At 73.1% G+C, this 20,903-nt stretch carries 14 protein-coding genes and 1 CRISPR repeat array; of the genes, 5 read left to right on the top strand and 9 right to left on the bottom strand.

The window, feature by feature from the left end; all coding sequences use genetic code 11:
• Nucleotides 1–30 precede the first annotated feature (30 nt).
• Both ABZ404_RS30395 and ABZ404_RS30400 read left to right on the top strand, forming a co-directional pair.
• A complete protein-coding gene (locus ABZ404_RS30395) occupies nt 31–2,439 on the top strand; it encodes a tetratricopeptide repeat protein (RefSeq protein ID WP_358991082.1) in 2,409 nt (802 codons plus the stop codon).
• Nucleotides 2,440–2,794: 355 nt separating this feature from the next.
• Complete coding sequence (locus ABZ404_RS30400) at nt 2,795–3,946, top strand: ADP-ribosylglycohydrolase family protein (RefSeq protein ID WP_358836846.1); 1,152 nt, start codon at nt 2,795–2,797, stop codon at nt 3,944–3,946.
• Between the two features lie 7 nt (nt 3,947–3,953).
• On the opposite strand, the gene ABZ404_RS30405 is transcribed toward ABZ404_RS30400, so the two are convergent.
• Together ABZ404_RS30405 and ABZ404_RS30410 are read right to left on the bottom strand one after the other, a co-directional pair.
• Complete coding sequence (locus ABZ404_RS30405; RefSeq protein ID WP_358836845.1) at nt 3,954–5,537, bottom strand: sodium:solute symporter family protein; 1,584 nt, start codon at nt 5,535–5,537, stop codon at nt 3,954–3,956.
• Between the two features lie 332 nt (nt 5,538–5,869).
• Nucleotides 5,870–6,652, bottom strand: coding sequence for an SDR family oxidoreductase (locus ABZ404_RS30410; protein ID WP_358836844.1), 783 nt, complete (start codon nt 6,650–6,652; stop codon nt 5,870–5,872).
• A gap of 81 nt (nt 6,653–6,733) precedes the next feature.
• Between ABZ404_RS30410 and ABZ404_RS30415 the strand changes: the two genes are divergently transcribed.
• Complete coding sequence (locus ABZ404_RS30415) at nt 6,734–7,576, top strand: hypothetical protein (protein ID WP_358836843.1); 843 nt, start codon at nt 6,734–6,736, stop codon at nt 7,574–7,576.
• 97 nt (nt 7,577–7,673) lie between these two features.
• On the opposite strand, the gene ABZ404_RS30420 is transcribed toward ABZ404_RS30415, so the two are convergent.
• From ABZ404_RS30420 to ABZ404_RS30430, 3 genes are all read right to left on the bottom strand, one after another.
• The gene (locus tag ABZ404_RS30420; RefSeq protein WP_358836842.1) at nt 7,674–7,883 is read right to left on the bottom strand and encodes a DUF397 domain-containing protein; all 210 of its coding nucleotides are present in this window, start codon (nt 7,881–7,883) and stop codon (nt 7,674–7,676) included.
• Nucleotides 7,884–8,094: 211 nt separating this feature from the next.
• Entirely contained in the window at nt 8,095–8,952 is an 858-nt protein-coding gene (locus ABZ404_RS30425) for a helix-turn-helix transcriptional regulator (RefSeq protein WP_358836841.1), read from the bottom strand.
• 340 nt (nt 8,953–9,292) lie between these two features.
• Complete coding sequence (locus ABZ404_RS30430; protein ID WP_358991085.1) at nt 9,293–10,039, bottom strand: GPP34 family phosphoprotein; 747 nt, start codon at nt 10,037–10,039, stop codon at nt 9,293–9,295.
• A gap of 195 nt (nt 10,040–10,234) precedes the next feature.
• Here ABZ404_RS30430 and ABZ404_RS30435 point away from each other — a divergent pair, with 195 nt between their 5' ends.
• A complete protein-coding gene (locus ABZ404_RS30435; RefSeq protein ID WP_358836779.1) occupies nt 10,235–12,973 on the top strand; it encodes a D-alanyl-D-alanine carboxypeptidase in 2,739 nt (912 codons plus the stop codon).
• A gap of 566 nt (nt 12,974–13,539) precedes the next feature.
• A complete protein-coding gene (locus ABZ404_RS30440; RefSeq protein WP_358836781.1) occupies nt 13,540–15,267 on the top strand; it encodes an MFS transporter in 1,728 nt (575 codons plus the stop codon).
• 215 nt (nt 15,268–15,482) lie between these two features.
• Nucleotides 15,483–15,765: a CRISPR direct-repeat array (repeat unit 26 nt; unit sequence AGGGGCGCGGGGAACTGCGCGAGCAA).
• Nucleotides 15,766–15,854: 89 nt separating this feature from the next.
• Here ABZ404_RS30440 and ABZ404_RS30445 read toward each other — a convergent pair.
• Genes ABZ404_RS30445 through ABZ404_RS30460 form a run of 4 tightly spaced genes read right to left on the bottom strand, consistent with a single transcriptional unit; the run spans nt 15,855 to nt 20,748 of the window.
• Entirely contained in the window at nt 15,855–17,546 is a 1,692-nt protein-coding gene (locus ABZ404_RS30445) for a carboxylesterase family protein (protein ID WP_358991088.1), read from the bottom strand.
• Nucleotides 17,547–17,549: 3 nt separating this feature from the next.
• The gene (gene asnB / locus ABZ404_RS30450) at nt 17,550–19,409 is read right to left on the bottom strand and encodes an asparagine synthase (glutamine-hydrolyzing) (protein ID WP_358837641.1); all 1,860 of its coding nucleotides are present in this window, start codon (nt 19,407–19,409) and stop codon (nt 17,550–17,552) included.
• Between the two features lie 18 nt (nt 19,410–19,427).
• On the bottom strand, nt 19,428–20,345 hold the full coding sequence (locus tag ABZ404_RS30455; protein WP_358837642.1) for a tyrosinase family protein: 918 nt from the start codon (nt 20,343–20,345) through the stop codon (nt 19,428–19,430).
• A gap of 25 nt (nt 20,346–20,370) precedes the next feature.
• Nucleotides 20,371–20,748, bottom strand: a complete 378-nt coding sequence (locus tag ABZ404_RS30460; RefSeq protein ID WP_358991091.1) for a tyrosinase family oxidase copper chaperone — start codon at nt 20,746–20,748, stop codon at nt 20,371–20,373.
• Nucleotides 20,749–20,903 lie beyond the last annotated feature (155 nt).

The following is a 20,903-nucleotide window of genomic DNA, read 5'->3' on the forward strand; positions in this document are numbered from 1 at the left end:
GCTGTCGGAGGGGCGTCGCATACTGGTCCCATGGCAGCGGGCGGCGCGTCGATGCAGGAGCTCATCCGGCGGCGCAGACGGGCGGGGTTCGTGGGGCGGCGCGGCGAACTCGCGCTGTTCCGGCAGAACTTCGACATCCCCGTCGAAGACGAGCGGCACCGGTTCGTCTTCCACGTCCACGGCGCCGCCGGGGTCGGCAAGACCTCCCTGGTGCGCGAGCTGGAACACACCGCGCGCGAACGCGGCGCGGTGACCGCCTGCGCCGACGAGGACGCCAACAGCGTTCCCGAGACGCTCACCGCGCTCTGCGCCCACTTCGCCCGCCAGGGGCACCCGTTCAAGTCCCTGGAGCGGCTCCTCGCCACCTACCGCCGGATGCGGTACGAGGCGGAGTCCGCCGCCCCCGCCGGCCCCGGTCCCGCCGCGCCCTCGCCCGGCTCCTCGGTGCTCGCCCAGGCGTCCCTGGCGGGCCTCGGCCTGGTGCCGGGCGTGGGCGTGCTCGCGGGCGGGGTGGACGCCCAGCGGCTCGCCCAGGGCGCGGACCGGGCGCGGGCGGCGCTGAGCGCCCGGTTCGGCAAGCAGGAGGACGTCCAGCTGGTCCTGGACCCGGTGCGGGTCCTCACCCCGGTGTTCGTGGCGGAGCTGGCGCGGCTCGCCGGGGAGGCGCCGTGGACGGTGCTCTTCTTCGACACCTACGAGCGCACCTCGCCCTTCCTCGACACCTGGCTGCGCGACCTGATCACCACCGAGCGCTACGGGGCGCTGCCCGCCCGGGTCGTGGTGGTCCTCGCGGGCCAGCGCCGGCTCGACCCCGGCTGCTGGGCGGACAGCGCGGACCTGGTGGCCGAGCTGCCGCTCGACCTGTTCACCGAGACCGAGGCACGCCAACTGCTCGCCGCCAAGGGCGTGGTGGACGAGGACGTCGTCCGCGACGTGCTGCGGCTGTCGGGCCGGCTGCCGGTCCTGGTCTCCACGCTCGCCCAGAACCCCGGCGACGCGCGCGCCCCCGGCGCCACCGCCGTGGACCGCTTCCTGAAGTGGGAGGGCGACCCGGTGCGGCGGGCCGCAGCGCTCGCCTGCGCGCTGCCCCGGCACATCGACGAGGACGTGTTCCGGGCGGCGGTCGAGGAGGACGCGGCGGGCCTGTACGGATGGCTGCGGTCCCTGCCGTTCGTCAGCGACCACGGCGGGCGCGCCCAGTACCACCGGGTGGTGCGCACCGCCATGCTCGGCGTCCAGCGCACCGGCTCGCCGGGCCGCTGGAGCGCCGGCCACCTGCGGCTCGCCGAGGCGCTCGGGGCGCGCCGCGAGGCCGCCGGACCCGTCCCCGCCCGGCGGCCCTGGAGCGGGGAGCGGTGGCGGGAGCTGCGCCTGGAGGAGGCGTACCACCTGCTGTGCGCCCGGCCGGGGGCCGCGCTCGCCCGGATGCTGCGCGACGGTGTGGACGCGTGCGACGCCGGGCCCGCCGTCGCCCGCCGCTGGGCCACCACGCTCGCCGAGGCGGGCGAGGACGCCGACGACGGGACGCTGCGGCAGTGGGGCGCGGACTGCCTGGCGGCGCTCGGCGGCGAACCGGCGGGCGTGGCCGGGGTGCTGGCGCTGCTGCTGTCCCGGGGCGGCCTCGACGCGCAGGGCCGCGCGGCCGCCCATGTCGTACGGGCCAGGGAACTGCGCCACACCGGCGCCCACGACCAGGCACTGACCGAACTGGACCGGGCGATCGCGCTCGACCCGGGGCGGGCCCGGGCGTACTACGGGCGGGCCGTGGCGCGGTGCGCCCTGGACGGCCCGGCGGTGGCGCTGCCCGACCTGGACCGGGCGTGCGAACTGGCGCCGGACGACGCGTACTACATCGGCTACCGGGGCGACATGTACCGGCGGCTGGGGCGCTTCGAGGAGGCGCTGGCCGATCTCGACCGTGCGATCCTGCTCGACCCGGGCGACGCCTGGGCCCCGGCCAGCCGCGGCCGGATCCGCCACCAGACGGGCCGGGTGGAGGAGGCCCTGGCGGACCTGGACCGGGCCCTGGAGCTGAACCGGGACTACGTGTGGGCGCTGGTGCGCCGGGCCCAGGTGCGGCGCGACCTCGCGGACCCGCAGGGCGCGCTCGCCGACCTGGAGCGCGCCGAACGGCTGTCGGCGGAGCCGGCGTGGGTGGTCGGCGAGCGCGGCGACGTGCTGCGCTCGGCGGGCCGCCACGAGGAGGCGGTGGCGGAGTACGGCCGCGCCCTCGCGCTGGACGGGACGTACGCGTGGGCACTGGGCAGCCGCGCCCTGTCCCTGGAGGCGCTGGGCCGCCACGAGGAGGCACTGGCGGACTACGACCGCGCGCTGGAGCTGGACCCCGACTACACCTGGGCACTCACGATGAGAACCCGCCTGCACACAGAACTGAACACCCCCCACCCCAACAACCCGCAGACGACGCCCGGGCCCTGAAGGGGCCTGCGCGACCAGCCACCCACGGTCCGCGGTCGAAAGCGGGGTTGGGGGCGCGGGGAACGGCGCGAGCAACCCTTCACAACCGGCAGACGACGACCGCCCCCTGAAGGGGCGCGGGGAACGGCGCGAGCAACCCTCCACAACCGGCAGACGACCACCGGGCCCTGAAGGGGCGCGGGGAACTGCGCGGGCAACCCTCCACGTCCCGCACACGACCTCCCACCCCCGGGAGGGCCCCCCGAAGGGCCCCCGGAGGGTTCAGGGAAGGGGCGGGGTGGGGGATCAAAACCCGCCACAGACCGATCCCCCGCGGTCTTATTCACCCGCACCCAATCAATTACAGTGCTGCGCCATGACCGCCGCCCCCACAGCAGCAGCCACCGGCCCCACCAAACCCCCCACCTCCATATGGGGCCGCACCGAGCAGCAGGACTTCCGCAGCCGGGTCCGCGGCAGCCTCCTCGGCGGGGCGATCGGCGACGCCCTGGGCGCTCCGGTCACCCCCCTCGCCCTCGACGCCATCCGCACCCGGTACGGGCCGCGGGGCGTCACGGGCCCGGCCGCCGGCCCCGCCGCCGCCCCGGGCCGGATCAGCGCCGCCACCCAGCTCACCCTCTTCACCGTCGACGGCCTCATCCGCGCCCAGGTCCGCCGCGACACCGGCGCCTGGCACCCGCCGACCGACGTGCACCGGGCGTACCGGCGCTGGAGCGCCACCCAGCGGGACTGGGGGCCGGACGAGCGGCGGGCCGACAACGGCTGGCTGGCCGGGCAGGAGTGGCTGTACAGCAGACGCGACCCGGCCCGGCCGTGCCTGCTCGGGCTCGCCGACGACATCATGGGCACCCTCGACCGGCCCAAGAACCCCGACGCCCGCGACCCGGCCGCCGTCACCCGCTCCGGCCCCTTCGGCCTGCTCGTCGGCTGGGAGCCGCAGCTCGTGCTCCAGCTCGCCCTGGAGTGCGCCGCCCAGACCCACGGCGACCCCACCGCGTACCTCTCGGCCGGCGCCTTCGCGGTGGTCGTGCACGGGCTCGCCCGGGGCGAGTCCCTGGACGCGGCCGTCCAGCGGGCGCTCGGTCTGCTCGCCCAGCGCCCCGGCCACCAGCCGGTCACGGACGCCCTCCAGCACGCGCTCGGCGCCGTACGCCAGGGCATGCCCAGCCCGGGTCTGGTTGCCTCGCTGGGCGAGGGGCACCTCGCCCAGGACGCGCTGGCCATCGCCGTGTACTGCGCCCTCGTCGGCGAGGACGTCCGCCACGGCCTGCTGCTCGCCGTCAACCACGACGGCCCGTCCGGCGCCACCGGCACCCTGTGCGGCACGCTCCTGGGCGCCCTGCACGGCGAGACCGCCCTCCCGCCCGGCTGGCTCGCGGGGCTGGAAGGGCGCGCCACCGTCCTCGAACTCGCCGACGACTTCGCGATGGAGATGACGCAGGGGCCCGCCCTGCACGGCCCGGGTGTCAGCACCCCGGGGTGGCTCGCCCGTTATCCCCCGGGGTAGCCCGCGCTCAGAGTTCCAGCGCCTTCGCCTCCCCGGTCTGCGCGGGGACCGCCGCCGACGCGGATCCGGCACCGGAACCCGTCCCGGCCCCCGGCCCGTCGCCGTCGGAGTTGATCCGGGCCAGCAGCGCGTCCCGCTCGGGGGTGTCCTCCGGCTTGATCAGGCCGATCACCACGTACAGCACCAGCGAGACCGCCAGCGGCACCGACACCTGGTACTGGAGCGCCACGCCCGTACGGTCGGAGCCGTCCAGGTTGTAGTTGACCAGGAAGAACACCACCAGGCCCACCGCCCAGCTGGTCAGTGCCGCCGTCGGGCCGGACTTGCGGAAGGCGCGCAGCATGCCCAGCATGAACGGGATCGCGATCGGGCCCATCAGACCCGCCACCCACTTGATCACCACGGTGATGATGTCCTTGAACGCGGGCGAGTTGACCTGGGTGGCGATCGCCATCGACAGGCCCAGGAACACCAGCGTCGACAGGCGCGCCGCCAGCAGCCCCGCTCGCGAGTCCCAGCCGCGCGCCCGCCGCGAGAGCGCCGGGGCGATGTCCCGGGTGAAGACGGCGGAGATGGCGTTGGCGTCCGAGGAGCACATGGCCATCGTGTGGGAGAAGAACCCGACGATGACCAGGCCGAGCAGTCCGTGCGGCAGCAGGGTCTCGGTCATCAGGGCGTACGAGTCGGAGGCGTCCGGCTTCTTGGCGTGCACCACCAGCGGCGCGCACCACATGGGGAAGAAGAGCACCACCGGCCACACCAGCCACAGGATCGCGGAGAGCCGGGCCGAACGGGTCGCGGAGCGGGCCGAGTCGGTGGCCATGTACCGCTGGGCCTGGTTCCACATCCCGCCGTTGTACTCGAAGGTCTTGATGAAGAGGAACGCGAGCAGGAACGTCACCGTGTAGGGCCCGGCGGTGGGTTCGGCGTGGCCGCTGGGGAGCTTGTCCCACACCGTCCACAGCGCGCTGAACCCGCCGAGCTTGCCCATCGTCGCCACCAGCATGGCGACACCCGCGCACAGCTGGATGACGAACTGCCCGAGCTCGGTGAGCGCGTCCGCCCACAGCCCGCCGACCGTGCAGTACACGGCGGTGATGCAGCCGGTGATGAAGATGCCCTGGGTGAGGGTGACCCCGGTGAAGACCGACAGCAGGGTGGCGATGGCGGCCCACTTGGCGCCCACGTCCACGATCTTGAGCAGCATTCCGGACAGGGCGAGGGCGAGCTGGGTGGAGATGTTGTAGCGGTTCTTGAGGTATTCGAGCGGTGAGGCCACGTGCAGCTTGGAGCGCAGCCGGTTGAGCCGGGGCGCGAAGAGCTTGGCGCCGATGCCGATGCCGACCGCGATGGGGAAGGACCAGGTGACGAAGGACGTCACGCCGTAGCGGTAGGCGATCCCCGCGTATCCGGTGAACATCACCGCGCTGTACCCGGACATGTGGTGCGAGATGCCCGAGAGCCACCAGGGCATCCGGCCCCCGGCCGTGAAGAAGTCGGAGACGTCGTCCACCCGCTTGTGGGACCAGACGCCGATCGCGACCATGACGCCGAAGTAGCCGATGAGTACGGCCCAGTCGAGACTGTTCATTGTCCCCTCCGAGGGGTCCGCCTTGTGAACGTCGAGATGTATGCCGGTGCTCTTCGTCAGTACGTCCGGCTCAGCGGGCCCCGTGCGGGAGCGGGGACTTCCGGGGATTGAACCGTCTGTTCGGAGGGCGGGTCAAGACGTTCAGTGGTCACGGATATGAACACAGGTCAGGAAGCAGAACGATTTTGCTTCGCCTTTACTTGGGCGGGTGTTGTCGCCCCGAGCGGTCCCGCCCCACCATGAACGGGCCACTTCGTCAGACGCGTACCTACGTGAACGGCCGCACGGGATGCGGGTCCCGTGCGGCCGAGAGAGCGGGTCGGCTGGTTCTGCTAGCGCATGATCTCCCCCGCGTTCACCAGCAGCGACTGTCCGGTGATCGCCCTGGCCCGGTCCGAGGCGAGGAAGGCCACGGCGTGCGCCACGTCCGCGTCCGTCGCCAGCTCCGGCAGCGCCATCCGCTCGGTGAGCCGCCCCAGCACCTCGGCCTCGGGCACCTTCTCGGTGTGCGCGGTGAAGCGGACGTACGCCTGCACCGGCGGGCCCCACATCCACCCCGGCAGGACCGTGTTCACCCGGATCCGGTGCGGCCCGAACTCCCGGGCCATGGAGTACATCGCGGAGGTCAGCGCGCCCTTGGACGCCGCGTACGCCGCCTGGCTCACCTGGGAGGGCGCGGCGATCGCCGACTGCGTGCCGATGACGACCACCGCGCCGCCGCGCTCCTTGAGCGCCGGCAGGCAGGCCCGGGTCATCCGCAGGGTGCCGAGCAGATTCACGTCGAGGACGCCCTGCCAGGTAGCGAGGTCCGCGTCCTCGACCCCGCCGAAGTAGCTGTCCCAGGCGGCGACATGGACCACCGCGTCGATCCGGCCGAACCGCTCCAGCGCCAGCGCGGCCAGCGCCTCGCACTGCGCCTCCACGGTGATGTCGGTCGCCCGCCAGGCGGTGTGGACGCCCCCGGGGTCGATCTCGTGGGCGGTCTTGACCAGGTTCTCCTCGGTGCGCGCGCCGAGCACCGCGTTGGCCCCGTCCCGGACGACGGTCGCGGCCACCTGGTGTCCGAGTCCCGCCCCGACGCCGGACACGACGACCGTCTTCCCGCTCAGCGACATCTGGGCGCCTCCCGGCTCTGGCAGTTCTTCTGACGGGGCGTCAGAGTAGGGCGGTCGGCGGCAGGAGGGAAGGGGAGCGCGGTGGGCGAGGAGACCAGGAGCGGGACGTACGCGGAGCTGGCGGCGGTGGGGCCGTACGGAGTGCACCCCGGCCACGCCCTGATCACCATGGTGGAGCCGCATCCGGGCCACGAGTACGCGTACAACCGCTGGTACGAGGACGACCACTACTACGCCGGGGCGATGGCGATGCCCTGGATGTTCGCGGGACGGCGCTGGGTGGCCACCCGTGAACTCCAGGAGCTGCGCTACCCGGAGAAGTCCGCGATCGCCCAGCCGGTCACCGCCGGGTGCTACCTCTCCACGTACTGGATCACCGAGGGCCGCTACGACGACCACATGAAGTGGACCGTCGGCATCAACAAGCGGCTCAACCGGGACGGCCGCGTCTACCAGGACCGTACGCACGTCTTCACGGCCTTCCAGGACCACGAGGCGACCGTCTACCGGGACGGGGCGGCCGGTCCGCGCGACTACCACGCGCTGGACCACCCGTACGCGGGCCTGGTGCTCCAGGTGATCGACTCCGAGGACGCCGCACAGCGTGCCGCGCTGGTGGAGTGGCTGCGCTCGCGGCATCTGCCGCGCCGGCTCGCGGGCGGGCCTGCCGCGCTGGTGACGGTCTTCCGGCCGACCCCGCTGCCCGGCGACCGGATGAGTTACGTCAAGCAGGTCGAGGGGGTCGACACCCGCCTCACGCTGCTGTGGTTCCTGGAGCGGGACCCGCGCGAGGTCTGGCAGGAGCACTTCGCGGACCTGGAGGCGGCGGTGGCCGCATCGGGGCTGGGGCGGGTCGAGCTGGCCGCGCCCTTCATCCCCACGGTGCCGGGCACGGACCTCCATGTCGACCGGCTGCGCCGCTGAGCGGCCGGCCCCGGACAGCAACCAGCCCCCTCGGCCAGGACGGCGGACCAGTCGAGAGGGCCTTGCTCACTTCGCGGTGGAGCGATGCCGGTGAAGATCAGACTCCACGCGGGGAGGTGCGGTTGACGTCCTGGAGGAAGGCCGACCACGTCTCGGGGGCGAAGTCCAGCTTCCCGTTGAGGGGGTTCTTGGAGTCGCGGACGGAGACGGTGGAGTGGTCCGCCGCCTTGATCTCCACGCAGTCGCCGTTCACGGCGGAGTACGAGGACTTGGTCCAGTCCGTCAGTGCAGGCTGCTGAACACGCATGATGACTCCGATGCTTGATCCGGTTGTCCGGGTGATGTGCCCGGCCGCTGAGGGCCAGCGGGTCTGCGTGTGACGCTACGCCGCAACATCACCGGCCGCAGGGGCCGTTCACCCGTCCGGATGGCATATTCCCCTGGGTTCTTCTCAGTTGAGGACGCCAAGGTGTAGGGTGCCCGCCCCGGAGGGCCCGGCCGCCCCTCGTGTCACTCGCTCACAGCGAGTACCCGTCCACCACGCGGTGGATGAAGTCCCGTGAGTGCTCGGCGCTGAGCGCCTTGGCCCGCAGGTGCTCGTACATCACGGTGTAGCTCTGTACGTCGGCCGCCTTCTCCAGGTACAGGTCGCTGGTGACGCCCTCCAGATACACCACGCTCGCGTCCATGGCGTCGTGGAACTCCAGGATGGCGAACTTGCCGTACATCCCCGGATGCGCGCCCGCGTCGTACGGCAGGACCTGGAGCGTCACGTGCGGCTGCTCGCTCAGGTGCGCCAGGTGCAGCAGCTGGTCGCGCATGATCTGCTCGTTGCCGACCACCCGGCGCAGCAGCGCCTCGTCGATGACCGCCCAGAAGCGCAGCGGGTTGGACGGGTCGGTGAGCCGGTCCTGGCGTTTGAGCCGGATCTGGATCCGTTTGTCGATGTCGCTGGAGGCGGCCTCCGGCCACATGCCCTCGATGACCGCCTGCGCGTACTCCCGGGTCTGGAGCAGCCCCGGCACGATCAGCGACTCGTAGACGCGCAGACTCGCCGCGTCCGTCTCCAGGCCGATGTAGACGCTGTACGGGATGTCGCCGAAGGCGTGCCACCAGCCCTGCTGCCGGGAGTCCTTGGCCATCTGCATCAGGGAGTCGACGATGCGGTGGTCCTCGACCTCGTACACCCCGCACAGGTCGCGCACGTCGCGCTGGCTGATGGAGCGGCGGCCGTTCTCCAGCCGGCTGATCTTCGACTGGGAGACCAGCAGGCGCTCGGCGACCTCCTCGGCCGTCATGCCCTTCAGCTCGCGGAGCCGACGGAGCTCCTGGCCCAGTCGGCGTCGCCTGACGGTGGGATTGACGTTGGACGCCACGGGAACTGCACCTCCGGCTGCGGCACTTCTGCTGCTCTTCTGCTCTTGTGCTCAGCAGACTGCCACCAATGTTCCCGGCCGCGCTGGGAAATGGCCACACACGGCGGGGCACCGGCTACCGGCGGTACGAGGTGCCGGGCCTCGGCGGACGCGCGGCGCGCGGGACCGGCGGAGGCCGGCCCCGCGCGCCCGTGACGCGTCTCCCGAACCGGGTCGTGAGGGGGACGTCGGTGCGGCGGTGGTGCGGGGTGGTGCCCTGGTGCTGGGTGGTGCGGGTCGTGCCGGTGGTGCGCGTCGTGCCGGTGGTGCCGTGGTGCGTGAGGTGGTGCCGGAGCGGCCGCTAGTGGGCCACGGCGCGCGCCATGCTGCCGCGGTGCGGCTGCATCGGGACACCGGGCGCGGTCGCGGTCGCGCGGACGCCCGCCGCGGCGGCGGGACCGCCGGCGCTGCGGCGCGGTTGCGCGCCCACTCCGTTCTGGACGTCCATGACGGCGTGCGCCACCAGTCCGCCCATCGGGTCGTGCCTGATCAGATCCCGGAGCCGGGAGCGCGATGAACGCCCCTCGTTGCCGGGGTACAGATGCTTGCCGAGTCCGACCGCGTGGGCCAGCGCGGCGAGCGCCGCGGTCCGCGGGTCCGGCGGTACGCCGGTGCGGATCGCACTGTCCAGCCGGGCCCTGATGTCCCGGCTGATCGCCGTGTCCGTCGCCTGGTAGCGAGTCGTCGGCAGCACCCCGCACATCTGGCCCGCCACGGCATGGACCATGCCGCACCGCTCCAGGTGCGCGAGGTAAATCTGGCGCAGCCCCAGCCGGGGCCCGCCGATCCAGTGGACGGCCCGGACCGGACTGCCGCGCCTGCGCAGCAGTTCCAGTGCGGAGTCCAGTGTCGGATCTCCTGTCGGCCGTGCCATCACCACGGCGATACGATCCCCGTCTGGGGCTATCCGTCCTGCCAGAGCCAGCTCCACTAGCTGGGCTCCGGCGAGGCCGAGGTCGAGCGACTGCGGCTGCGCTGTGGTACCCGTGGCCGGGTCCAGAGCGAGCAGCAGAAGCTCCTCCGGAATTGTTCTGCGGCTCCTGCCCATCCATGCCTCCCCGCGTGGATGAATGACAGGGTGACCCCTCTCACATTCATCTGTCGAGAGCGCCTGGGTGGAAAGTACGGGAACCGACAGGTATGTCGTTCTCGTCTAGCACGGGGGTCAACCCCGCACACAGGACACTGGTAGATGGTTCGGACAGGTTCGGACGGCGCCCCGGGGCGCCGGGAGGAGGCATCGGTGGCGGGCGAGTCCCCCGACAGGTCGAAGCAGCAGCAGTCGTCGGGGGAGACGACTCCGAGCGAACGCGATCCCCGTGTGGCGGTGTTCGGAAAGGATGACGGCCCCGGTGCCGCGTCCGGTTCCGCACCGGAGCGCGGCACTCTCGCGAACGGCTCCGCTGCCGGCCCGGTGAACGGCTCCGCGAAGGGGTCTTCGAGCCCCGGCGCGAGCGCGTCCGTGAACGGCTCGGACGAGGACGCCGGCGCCGACCGGGCCGCGGAAGGCGACCCCGCCCCCGTGGACCAGGCGACCGCCGTCTTCCGCGCCCCGCGCCAGGCGGACCACGAGTCCCGCGACACCCGCCTGCGGGCGGCCGTGGCGGCGTGGGTGGCCACGGACGACGACCCGGAGGCGCCGGAGGCGGACGGGCCGGCCGAGTCCGGCTCCGGCTCCGGTACGGGTACGAGCACGGGTGCCGGTGCCGGTGCCGGTGCCGCGAAGGCGACCTCGGCCGGGAAGCCCGTCGGGGCGGACGCCGAGGGCGACGAGGAGGCCGCGCCCGCACGGGAGAGCGCGCCCGCGTCGAAGGCGGCCCCGGCCCCCGAGGAGGCCCCGGCCCCCGACGCCGCCGAGGACGCTCCGGAGACCCCGGAGGCCGACACCAAGGCCGACGCCGATGCCGATGCCGATGCCGCTCCGGTGTCCCGCGACGGCAAGGCCGCGGACAAGGGGACCCGCGAGGGTGCCGACGCGTCCGCTCCGGCGGCTTCCGAGGTCTCCGAGGCCGCCGACGGGCCCGAGGCGGAGCCCGCGGTCGAGCCGGCAGCGGAGCCCAAGCCCAAGACGGGCGCGGAGTCCCAGGCCGAGTCGATGGAGCAGCCCAAGACGGGCGCGAAGTCCGCGGCCGCCGACTCGAAGCCCGAGGCCGAGCCGCGGTCCGGCGCGAAGTCCGACGCCTCCGGTGCGAAGTCCGACGCCGAATCGCGGTCCGGTGCGAAGTCCGGGGCCGCCGGCGCCGAGCCCGTCGCCACCGAGCCCACCCCCGACGGTGACGAGCCCGCCCCCCGGGGCCGGGCCACCTCCTGGGGTGCCAAGCCCAGCACCACGGACGCGGCTGCCGGCGCGGCTGCCGCCGCCGGTGCCGGGGTCGATCAGCCCACCGCCGTCTTCAAGGCCGTCAAGCCGCCCGTGGTGGACCAGCCGACCACCGCCATCCGGCGGCCGGGCGGCAAGGCCGACTCCGCGGCCGGGCCCGCCGCCGAGGCCCCCGCCGAGCGCAGCAGCACCTTCGTGCCGCTGCGCTCCGACGACGTACGCCCGGCCGGCCCCAAGGCCGCCCCGGACGCCGAGCCGGAGGCCGGGGCCGCGAAGGCCGCCGCGCCCGCCGCGGCGAAGCCGCCCGTCTCGCCGCGTATCTCCGTGCCGGACGCCGACGCGGCCGAGCGGACCCGGCAGCAGCCGCTGCCGCCGAAGCCGCCGCTCGACCTGCTCGCGGAGCTCACCAACACCCCGCCCCCGGCGCAGACCCCGGTCCGCACCGCGGTGCGGCGGTTCAAGATCTGGACCCCGCTGGTCATCCTGCTGCTGATCGTCTTTGCGGTCGTACAGTACGTACGCCCGCTGCCGGACGCCCAGCTGACGATGACGTCGGCGCCCGAGTTCACCTTCGACGGCGCCGCGCCGCAGCTGCCGTGGCCGTCCGAGGGCCAGGGCATGATCACCGTGTCGGGCCTGGGCACCGTGGGGCGGTTCGGCGAGGAGAAGCCGGTCCCGATCGCCAGCGTGACCAAGTCGATGACCGCGTACATCATCATGCGCGACCACCCGATGAAGGTCGGCTCCAAGGGCGCCTCCATCCGCGTCGACGACCTCGCGGAGAAGGAGGGCGGCTACAACAAGGCCGGCAAGGACGAGTCGACCGTCGACACCATCAAGGCGGGTCAGTCGCTCAGCCAGAAGGACGCGCTCAGCGCGGTCATGATCCCGTCCGCGAACAACGTGGCGCGCCTCCTGGCGCGCTGGGACGCGGGCTCCGAGGCGGCGTTCGTCAAGAAGATGAACGACACCGCCAAGCAGCTCGGGATGACGAACACCACGTACACCGACCCGTCCGGTCTGACCGCCACCACCGTCTCGACCGCCGCCGACCAGGTGAAGCTCGCGACCGAGCTGGTGAAGGACCCGGCGCTGGTGGAGATCACCCGGCAGCCGTACTGGTACGACTCGACCGGCCGCAAGTGGCTCAACTACAACAAGCTGGTGCCGTTCAACGGCGCGATCGGCATCAAGACCGGCTCCACCTCCAAGGCGGGCGGCAACCTGCTCTTCGCCGCCGTCAAGGAGGTCGGCGGTACGAAGCAGACGATCGTCGGCGCGGTCTTCGGCCAGCACAAGGCGATCTCGATCCTCGATCTGGTCAACAAGGTGAGCAAGGACGTCCTGCTCGCCACCCGCAAGTCGCTGACGTCGCAGACCGTGATCAAGAAGGGGGACGTCGTCGGGTACGTGGACGACGGCCTCGGCGGCAAGGACCCGGTCGTCGCGACCAAGGACCTGACCGTCGCCGGATGGCCCAGCCTGAAGGTGGCGATCTCGCTCACGCCGGACGGCGGCAAGGTGCCGCACTCCGCGAAGGCGGGCACGGTGGTCGGCAAGCTGACCGTGGGCTCCGGCACCGGTCAGGTCTCGGCTCCGGTGGCCCTGAAGAAGGATCTCGCGGAGCCCGGCTTCGGGGCGAAGCTCACTCGTCTGGGCTAGCGGAACGCAGGGAGCGCGGGCCCGTACCGGGGGACGGTGCGGGCCCGCGCCCATGCGGCGGGCCGGGGCTCGCGGGCGCCGGTACCGGCCGCAGCCCCGGGGCGTCGCAGGACGGAGGAGACGGGCGGAATGATCTTGTTCAGGCGGATACGGCCACCCGTGGTCGCCGGACTTCGGGCACAGGCCGCTCGCGCTCTCGTGCTAGCTTCGGTCAACTGGAGGACGCGGGGCGGCGTCCCTAAGAGCGATGGGACGAGAGACGTCCCGAGACTGAGACTGTGTGAGGCGGGAGAGCCGCAGTGACCACCGCTGAGCCGACGCCTGCACGCGCCGACGGCAGCAGCCCTTCTCGGCCGGACGGGCGAATACAGGACGAGAGCAGGGACCCGGTGCGGGACCAGAACCTGACCGGGCCCCTCGACGTGGCTCCGGCCCCGGACGACGGGCCGGCCCCGGACGCGAGCCGGGACGAGGCCACGAAGACGGCCGCGCGCGCGGTCGAGCAGGCTCCCACGGGCACGGGCACGGACCCGGACCCGGCCCCCGCGCCGGGCCCCGGTCGGAACGTGGTGTCCCGGGTGCGCGCGTTCACGGCCCGGCACCCCGTGGTCGCCGTCACCGCCGTCGCCGCCGTCGGGCACATCCTCTGGTTCATCTTCTTCGCCAACAGCGGCGGCGACCTCGCCGCGCAGGATGCCTGGGCCGAGTTCGTCGGCCGCCACCCCGCCTCCGCGTACAACCTGGCGTGGTACGGCGGCATGCACCCCGTCTCGTACAGCGTCGTCTCGCCGTATCTGATGTCGGTGCTCGGCGTCCGTACGACGATGATGATCGCCGGGACCGTGTCGGCCGGGCTGACCACGCTGATCCTGGTGCGGGTGCGGGCCGTCCGCAATCCGCTGCCGTGCACCTTCGCGGCCCTCTTCGCCTTCCTGTGCAACGCCTGCTCCGGCCGCGTGACCTTCGGGCTCGGCACGATGTTCGCGCTCGGCGCGGTCGCGGCGGTGTTCTGCTGGCCGCACCGCTGGCGCACCGAGCGGTGGGCCAAGGGCGTGGTCGCCGCGCCGCTGGCCGGGCTCGCGACCGCGAGCAGCCCGGTGGCCGGGCTCTTCCTCGGCGTGATCGCCGCCGCGTTGTTCCTGAACGGGCGCCGCCCGGGCGCGTACGCCCTCGGGCTGCCGCCGGTCGTCGTCGTGGCGCTCTCCGCGCTGCTGTTCCCGTTCTCGGGCACCCAGCCCATGTCGCTGGCCTCGGTCTCGCTGCCGTTCCTCTTCGCGGTGATCACGCTCTTCCTGGTGCCCCGCGAGTGGAAGACGGTCCGCACGGGCGCCGCGGTGTACGGGGTGGGCGTGCTGCTCACCTGGATCATCGACTCGCAGATCGGGTCCAACGTGACCCGGCTCGCGATGCTCTTCGCCGGTGTGGTGATGCTGGCCGCCCTGCCGTACGCGGTGCCGCGCACGCGCAAGTGGTACGTGCTGGTCGTCGCCTTCGTCGGGATGAACGTCTGGATCGGCGTCAAGGCCGTCGACGACATCGTCAGCACCGCCCCCGCCGCGTCCTGGGCGCGTGCGCTCGCGCCGCTGGTGGACCAGCTCCAGCAGGTCGGCGCCGAGCGCGGGCGCGTCGAGGTCGTCCCGGCCTCCAGCCACCGCGAGGCCTCCGCGGTCGCCCCCTACGTCAACCTCGCGCGGGGCTGGAACCGCCAGGCCGACATGGAGCGCAACCCGCTCTTCTACGACGACACGCTGGACTCGGCGAGCTACCGGGGCTGGCTTGACCGCTGGGCCGTCCACTACGTGGTGCTGCCCATGGGCCCGCCGGACTCCAACGGCGCCGAGCAGGAGGCCAAGCTCATCCAGAAGGGCCAGCCCTATCTGAAGGAGCTGTGGCACAACCCCGACTGGCGGCTGTTCGCGGTCGAGAACCCGACCCCGCTCGCCGACCCGCCCGCGACGGTGGAGCACGCGGGGGAGGGCGAGTGGACGCTGAAGGTGAGCGCACCCGGCCGGGTCCTGGTCCGCATCCCGTACTCGCCGTGGCTGAAGCTGGTGGACGAGAAGGGGAAGGGTGTGGAGCCGCCGCAGGAGACTCCGGAGTCGAAGCGGCGGGGGCACGGGGTGCCGAAGACGTACACGAATCCGAACGGGTGCCTGTGGAAGGCGGCGGAGGACGCGGCGGGGGACGAGTGGACGGAGCTGCTCGCGCCCCGGGCGGGTACGTACCGCCTGGCGTCGCCGTACAGCCTCCGCCGCGGAACGGCCTGCCCCACAGAACTCCGCCCCGACCACTAGCCCGCCCCGGGCCACGAATGGCTCCCCGCGGGCGCTGGCCGGCCGACCACGCAGTTCCCCGCGCCCCTGGGGGCCGGGTGTGTGCCTGCGGCCCAGTGATGGCGCGCCCCTGGGACCTGCCTTTGTCCGCGGGCCGTGGGTGGCTGGTCGCGCAGTTCCCCGCGCCCCTAGGGGGACGGGGCTGAGCTGATTGCACCGGGTGCTGGGAGCTACCTAGGGGCGCGGGGAACTGCGCGACCGGCCCAAGTCGACCCGCAGTCGAAGACCGAGCCGATCAGGGGCGCGGGGAACTGCGCGAGCAAGCCTCACCGAGCCGCACTTTGAGGACAACCCCAGGCCCCCCAGGGGCGCGGGGAACTGCGCGAGCAAGCCCCACCGAGCCGCACTTTGAGGACAACCCCAGGCCCCCCAGGGGCGCGGGGAACTGCGCGAGCAACCCACCACCGGCCCGCAGACGAAGACCGGCCCGATAAGGGGCGCGGGGAACTGCGCGAGCAACCCACCACCGGCCCGCGCTTCCGGGGACAACCCCAGGCCTCCCAGGGGCGCGAGCAACCCACCACCGGCCCGCAGGCGAAGGCCCGGCGTCACCCCAGCACCCGGGGCCCCCACCCACCCCCGTCCCAGAACCCCAACTGCCCCCCTTTCGACACCTCCGCCACCCGCGCCCCACCCGGTTCGCCCAGAATCAGCGCGCTCGCCCGGCCCGGCGCGAAGGGGGGCCACGGGGGGACCCCGGGGGCCGTCGGGACGCCCGTGTGGGCGAAGGACGCCACCAGGTCCATGAAGGCGTCCCCGACCCGCACCTCCCCCGCCCCGTCCCCGCACGCCCCCACGTTCCCGGGCAGCCCGTACGTGCCGAAGAGGAACGGCGAGGTGTGCTCGTGCGGCGTGCCGAACCAGGGCGGGCGCGCCGGATGCGCGAACTCCATCAGATACCCGGGCGCCGTCCCCGTACGGGCGTGCCGTTCGGCGAGGCGGACGTTCAGGTACCGGAAGAGCCCGTCGCCCCACACGTCGGTCCACAGGGAGACCGGGTCCAGCGGCAGCCCCTCGGCCACGGCCGCCGCCCGGTACGCGTCCACGCACCCGTCCACCAGCGAGTCGGACACCCGTGCCGCGCCCTTGAGCAGCACCCCGCGCACCGCGTCCCGCAGCGAGGCGTCGTCGGTGGGCGCGGGGGTCGGGATGGGGGAGCCGGGGCCGGTGTAGAAGGAGCCCTCGGTACGGGTGTGGACGGACAGGACGGGCACCGCGGGCGTGGCCAGCTCGTGGTCGAAGGCGCGCATCCACCGCCCGTCGACGACCGGCCCCCGGTACTCGCGCCCGCTGCCCACCACCCGCCCGCCCGGGGCCCCGGAGAAGACCGCGAACCAGGCGTCCTGGACCGCCGCGGCGGGCGCGGCGCGCAGGCCCCGTACGGTCGTGCCCAGGCGGGCGGCCACCTCCTCGTACACCCGGCGCGCGTCCGGGACGGTCAGGGAGGTGGCCGGTGCCCAGACGTGGCAGGCGCTGATGGGGACGATCCGGCGGATCAGGCCGCGCAGTTCGGGGCGGAGCGCGAGCTGCCAGGCGGACGCGCCGCCCGCCGAGGTGCCGGCGAGGGTGATGTCGGCCGGGTCGCCGCCGAACGCCCCGGCGTTCTCCCGGACCCAGCGCAGCAGCGCCGCCTGGTCCTGGAGGCCCCAGTTGGCGCAGTCGCCGGTCCGGTCGTCGGTCAGCTCCTCGTGGTAGCCGAAACCGAAGGCCCCCATCCGGTAATTGAAGGTGATGACGACCAGGTCGCCGCGGAGGGCGAGGCGCCTGCCGTCGTACGTGGGCCAGCTGCCCGCGCCGACCTGCCAGCCGCCGCCGTGGATGTAGACGAGGACCGGGCGCCGCCCGCGCGTGCCGGGCGTCCAGACGTTGGCGTACAGCCCGTCCTCGCTGCCGGCGGGGTCGACGGTCTGGAGGAAGGGCGGGGCGAACCGGGTGGCGTCGCGCACCCCGCGCCAGGGGCGGGGCGGCCTCGGGGAGGCGAACCGGAGCGCTCCCAGCGGGGGTTGGGCGTACGGGACGCCCCGGAACACCAGCGCCCCGCCCTCGCGCGCCCCGGCCACCGGCCCGGCGGCGGTGCGGACCACCACCGGGCCGCCAGGTCTCGCCCCGGCAACCGGGCGGGCGGCCGACGGACGGGCAGCCGCCGGCGCCGCGCCCGCCACACCCGCCGCGCCCGCCCCGGCGGCGGCCGCCGCCGTCGCCGCGAGCACCGCCCGGCGGCCCATCGCGGAGTCGGCCATCGATCAGCCCGCCTCGGGCACGAACCGCACACCGAGGCCGCGGATCCAGGCGTCCAGGTCGACCAGGCGCTCCATGACCGCGCGCCCGCTGTAGGGCCCGCCGATCCCGTACGAGCCCACCGGGCGCTCCAGCAGGCGCCGCAGCCCCTTCGGGTCGACCAGGTCCAGGACGGGGGAGTCGCCGGAGGCGAGGGCGGTGACGCGCTCGCGCAGGGCGAGTTCGTACCGGACGTCCTGGGTGGAGGGGTACGGGCTCTTCTTGCGCTCCACGATCGAGCGCGGCAGCACGTCCCGGGTCGCGGCCCGCAGCAGGCTCTTCTCGCGGCCGTCGAACGTCTTCATCGCCCAGGGGGTGTTGAAGACGTACTCGACGAGGCGGTGGTCGCAGAACGGCACCCGGACCTCCAGGCCCACCGCCATGCTGATCCGGTCCTTGCGGTCGAGCAGGAAGTTCACGAACCGCGTCAGGTGCAGATGGCTGATCTCGCGCATCCGCGCCTCCCGCGGGCTCTCGCCGGGCAGGGCGGGCACGTCCGCGATCGACTCCTTGTAGCGCTGGTCGATGTGGGCGCCGAGGTCGAGCCGGTCCCACAGGCCCGTGACGCGCAGGGCCTCCTGCCCGCCGGCCCGCCGGAAGGGCAGGTGCCAGGGGAAGGTGGCCGAGGAGACCGCCTCGGGGTCGTGGAAGTGGCTGTAGCCGCCGAAGAGCTCGTCGGCCGACTCCCCGGACAGGGCGACCGTGGAGCGGGCCCGTACCGCCTGGAAGAGCAGGTAGAGGGAGTACTCCATGTCGCCGGTGACGGTGGGCAGGTCGAGGGCGCGCAGGACCGCCCCGCGCACCTCGGGGGTGAGCAGCTGCGCGTTGTCCAGGACGATGTCCTCGTGGTCGGTGCCGATGTGGGCGACGGCCTCCTTCACGAACGGCGCGTCCGGCGCCTCCCACACCGCGTTGGCCTCGAAGCGCTCGGCGTGGCCGGTGAAGTCGACGGAGAAGGTGCGGATGCGGCCGCCGTCCTCCTCGGCGAGTGCACGGGCGGCGAGCGCGGTGACGGCGCTGGAGTCGAGGCCGCCGGAGAGCAGCGAGCACAGCGGCACGTCCGAGACGAGCTGGCGGCGCACGGTGTCGTCGAGGATCTCGCGGACCGTGCCGACGGTGGTGTCGAGGTCGTCGGTGTGCGGGCGGGACTGGAGCTGCCAGTAGCGGATCTTGCGCAGTCCGCGCCGCGAGAGGCGGACCATGCTGCCGGGCCGTACCTCGTACATGCCCCGGAACACCGCGTTCTCGGGCGTCATGGTCAGGCCGAACACCTCGCGCAGGCCCTCGGCGTCGACGACCGGCTCGGCCAGCGGGTGGGCGAGGACCGCCTTGGGTTCGGAGCCGAAGAGCACCCCGTCGTCGGTGGGGTAGTACACCAGCGGTTTGACGCCCATCCGGTCGCGCACCAGGAGCAGTTCCTCGGTGCGGGTGTCCCACAGGGCGAAGGCGAACATCCCGTTGAGCCGCTCGACGAACGACTCGCCCCACTCCAGATACGCCTGGAGCACCACCTCGGTGTCGCTCTCGGTACGGAACCGGTGGCCCCGCGCGCTCAGCTCGGCGCGCAGCTCACGGTAGTTGTAGACCTCGCCGCTGTAGGTGACGACGGCCTCGGGGGCGACGCCGAACCCGGCGGCCATCGGCTGCTTGCCGCCCTCGATGTCGATGACCGCGAGGCGCCGGTGGCCGAGGGCGACGTGCCGGCCGGTCCACACCCCGCCCGCGTCCGGTCCCCGGCACACCATGGTGGCGGTCATGGCCCGGGCGCTGTCCTCGTGCCGTGTGACGTCGTGGCCGTAACCGACCCAGCCCGCTATCCCGCACATGTCCGTGTCCCCCTCTCGTCAGGCGTACGTGTAGTACCGGCGGTGGTCGACGACCTCGGCGACGGTCCGGGTGTGCCAGGGGAAGAGCGGGGTGCTGGGGTCGGCGACCTCGGGGGTGGGCTCCTGCGGCAGGTAGTGCGGCACGTCCGGGTGGAGCGTCTGCCAGTCGGCCCAGATCTTGTCGATGAAGCAGTGGTGCAGGAAGAAGACCGGGTCGTTGGGGGAGGAGATGTACATCATGTGGCCGCCCACCCACTGGTGGCCCGCGCCGTGCAGCTTCCCGGCCGGGGGCTCCCAGGCGAAGTTGGTGTAGCCCTCCAGGTGGTTGCGGAAGCTGTTGTACGGCGGCTGGCTGCCGGAGGTGTAGTTCCACGGCGGGCAGTCGTAGACCGGCAGGTCCATGGTCTGCTTCAGCTGCTCGGGCGAGGGCAGCGAGGGCAGTTTCTGCCCGATGCGGCGGATCAGGAACTTGCGGTCGTCGACGGTGTAGTGGCCGTTGAGCGCCGGGTTCTCGTCGCCCTCGGGCTGGACGTTGACGCGCAGCTCCCAGCCGTTGGGGTAGGCGAACGGGCCGGTCATCACCATGCCGTCCGAGGGCCGTCCGTCGCCGCCCATGAAGTCGTCCGCCCACAGCGGCGAGTGGCGCGACTGGTCCTTGGTCCAGTCCCAGTACGGCAGGGTCACCGTCGGGTCGACCCGGCGCAGCTCCTTCTCGAACTCCATCAGGTACTGCCGGTGCCAGGGGAAGAACCCCGGGTTGATGTGGCCGACCCGCTTGCCGGTGTCCTTGTCGAGGTAGTCCTGGGAGTTGACGTCGACGTGGAGCTTGACGAACCGGTCGTAGATCCCGCGCCGCTTGATCTCCAGGACGGCCTTGATGAACCGCCGCCGTTCGCCGCGCGACATGTCCAGGTGGTTCCTGCGGACGTGCGTCATGGTCCTGTTCCTCAATCTCGCGGGATCACATGGAGTGGTGGGAGGCGTCGCCGAGCGGTACGAGCTGGGCGCCGTGCAGCTCGTCGACGGCCGCGCGGGCGGCGTGCAGCGGTGTCTTCGCGACCTCGTAGTGGCACAGGGCGCTCAGATAGGCGCCCTCGCCGAGCTTCATCAGGTGCAGCGGCTTGCCGTCTATGGAGACGGCGTGGTCCGTGCCGGCCGGGGTGACCCGGATGACGCGGCCCTTGTAGGTCTCGGTGTGGCCGTCGTCCGGGGCGGAGGCGACGGCGGGGGAGCCGTCGTCGCGGGTGCCGTACACGGCGACCCCGGCGGCCCCGGCGAGCCCGGTGGCGACGGTGGCGGCGACGGCGCCCCGCTTGATCACATCGCGGCGGTTGAGCATGGGGGAGTCCTTTCTTTGGTGGGGGTGGGGGGCGCGGCGGTGCGCTGGGGCACCGCCGCGCCCGTGTTACCTGAGGGGCGCGGGGACCCCGAGCTGTTCTTCCCCATCGGCAACACCGGGCCGGCGCTCCTGCAGATCGAGGAGGCCAAGGCCGT

It is taken from the genome of Streptomyces sp. NPDC005878 (assembly GCF_040629815.1).
Classification (GTDB): Bacteria; Actinomycetota; Actinomycetes; order Streptomycetales; family Streptomycetaceae; genus Streptomyces.

Excerpts from the sequence above, each read along its gene's own strand:
- asnB (WP_358837641.1), bottom strand. The coding sequence starts at position 19,409 with ATGTGCGGGATAGCGGGCTGGGTCGGTTACGGCCACGACGTCACACGG.
- ABZ404_RS30420 (WP_358836842.1), bottom strand. The coding sequence starts at position 7,883 with ATGCGTGTTCAGCAGCCTGCACTGACGGACTGGACCAAGTCCTCGTAC.
- ABZ404_RS30405 (WP_358836845.1), bottom strand. The coding sequence starts at position 5,537 with ATGAACAGTCTCGACTGGGCCGTACTCATCGGCTACTTCGGCGTCATG.
- ABZ404_RS30410 (WP_358836844.1), bottom strand. The coding sequence starts at position 6,652 with ATGTCGCTGAGCGGGAAGACGGTCGTCGTGTCCGGCGTCGGGGCGGGA.
- ABZ404_RS30400 (WP_358836846.1), top strand. The coding sequence starts at position 2,795 with ATGACCGCCGCCCCCACAGCAGCAGCCACCGGCCCCACCAAACCCCCC.
- ABZ404_RS30445 (WP_358991088.1), bottom strand. The coding sequence starts at position 17,546 with ATGGCCGACTCCGCGATGGGCCGCCGGGCGGTGCTCGCGGCGACGGCG.
- ABZ404_RS30430 (WP_358991085.1), bottom strand. The coding sequence starts at position 10,039 with ATGGGCAGGAGCCGCAGAACAATTCCGGAGGAGCTTCTGCTGCTCGCT.
- ABZ404_RS30460 (WP_358991091.1), bottom strand. The coding sequence starts at position 20,748 with ATGCTCAACCGCCGCGATGTGATCAAGCGGGGCGCCGTCGCCGCCACC.
- ABZ404_RS30395 (WP_358991082.1), top strand. The coding sequence starts at position 31 with ATGGCAGCGGGCGGCGCGTCGATGCAGGAGCTCATCCGGCGGCGCAGA.
- ABZ404_RS30455 (WP_358837642.1), bottom strand. The coding sequence starts at position 20,345 with ATGACGCACGTCCGCAGGAACCACCTGGACATGTCGCGCGGCGAACGG.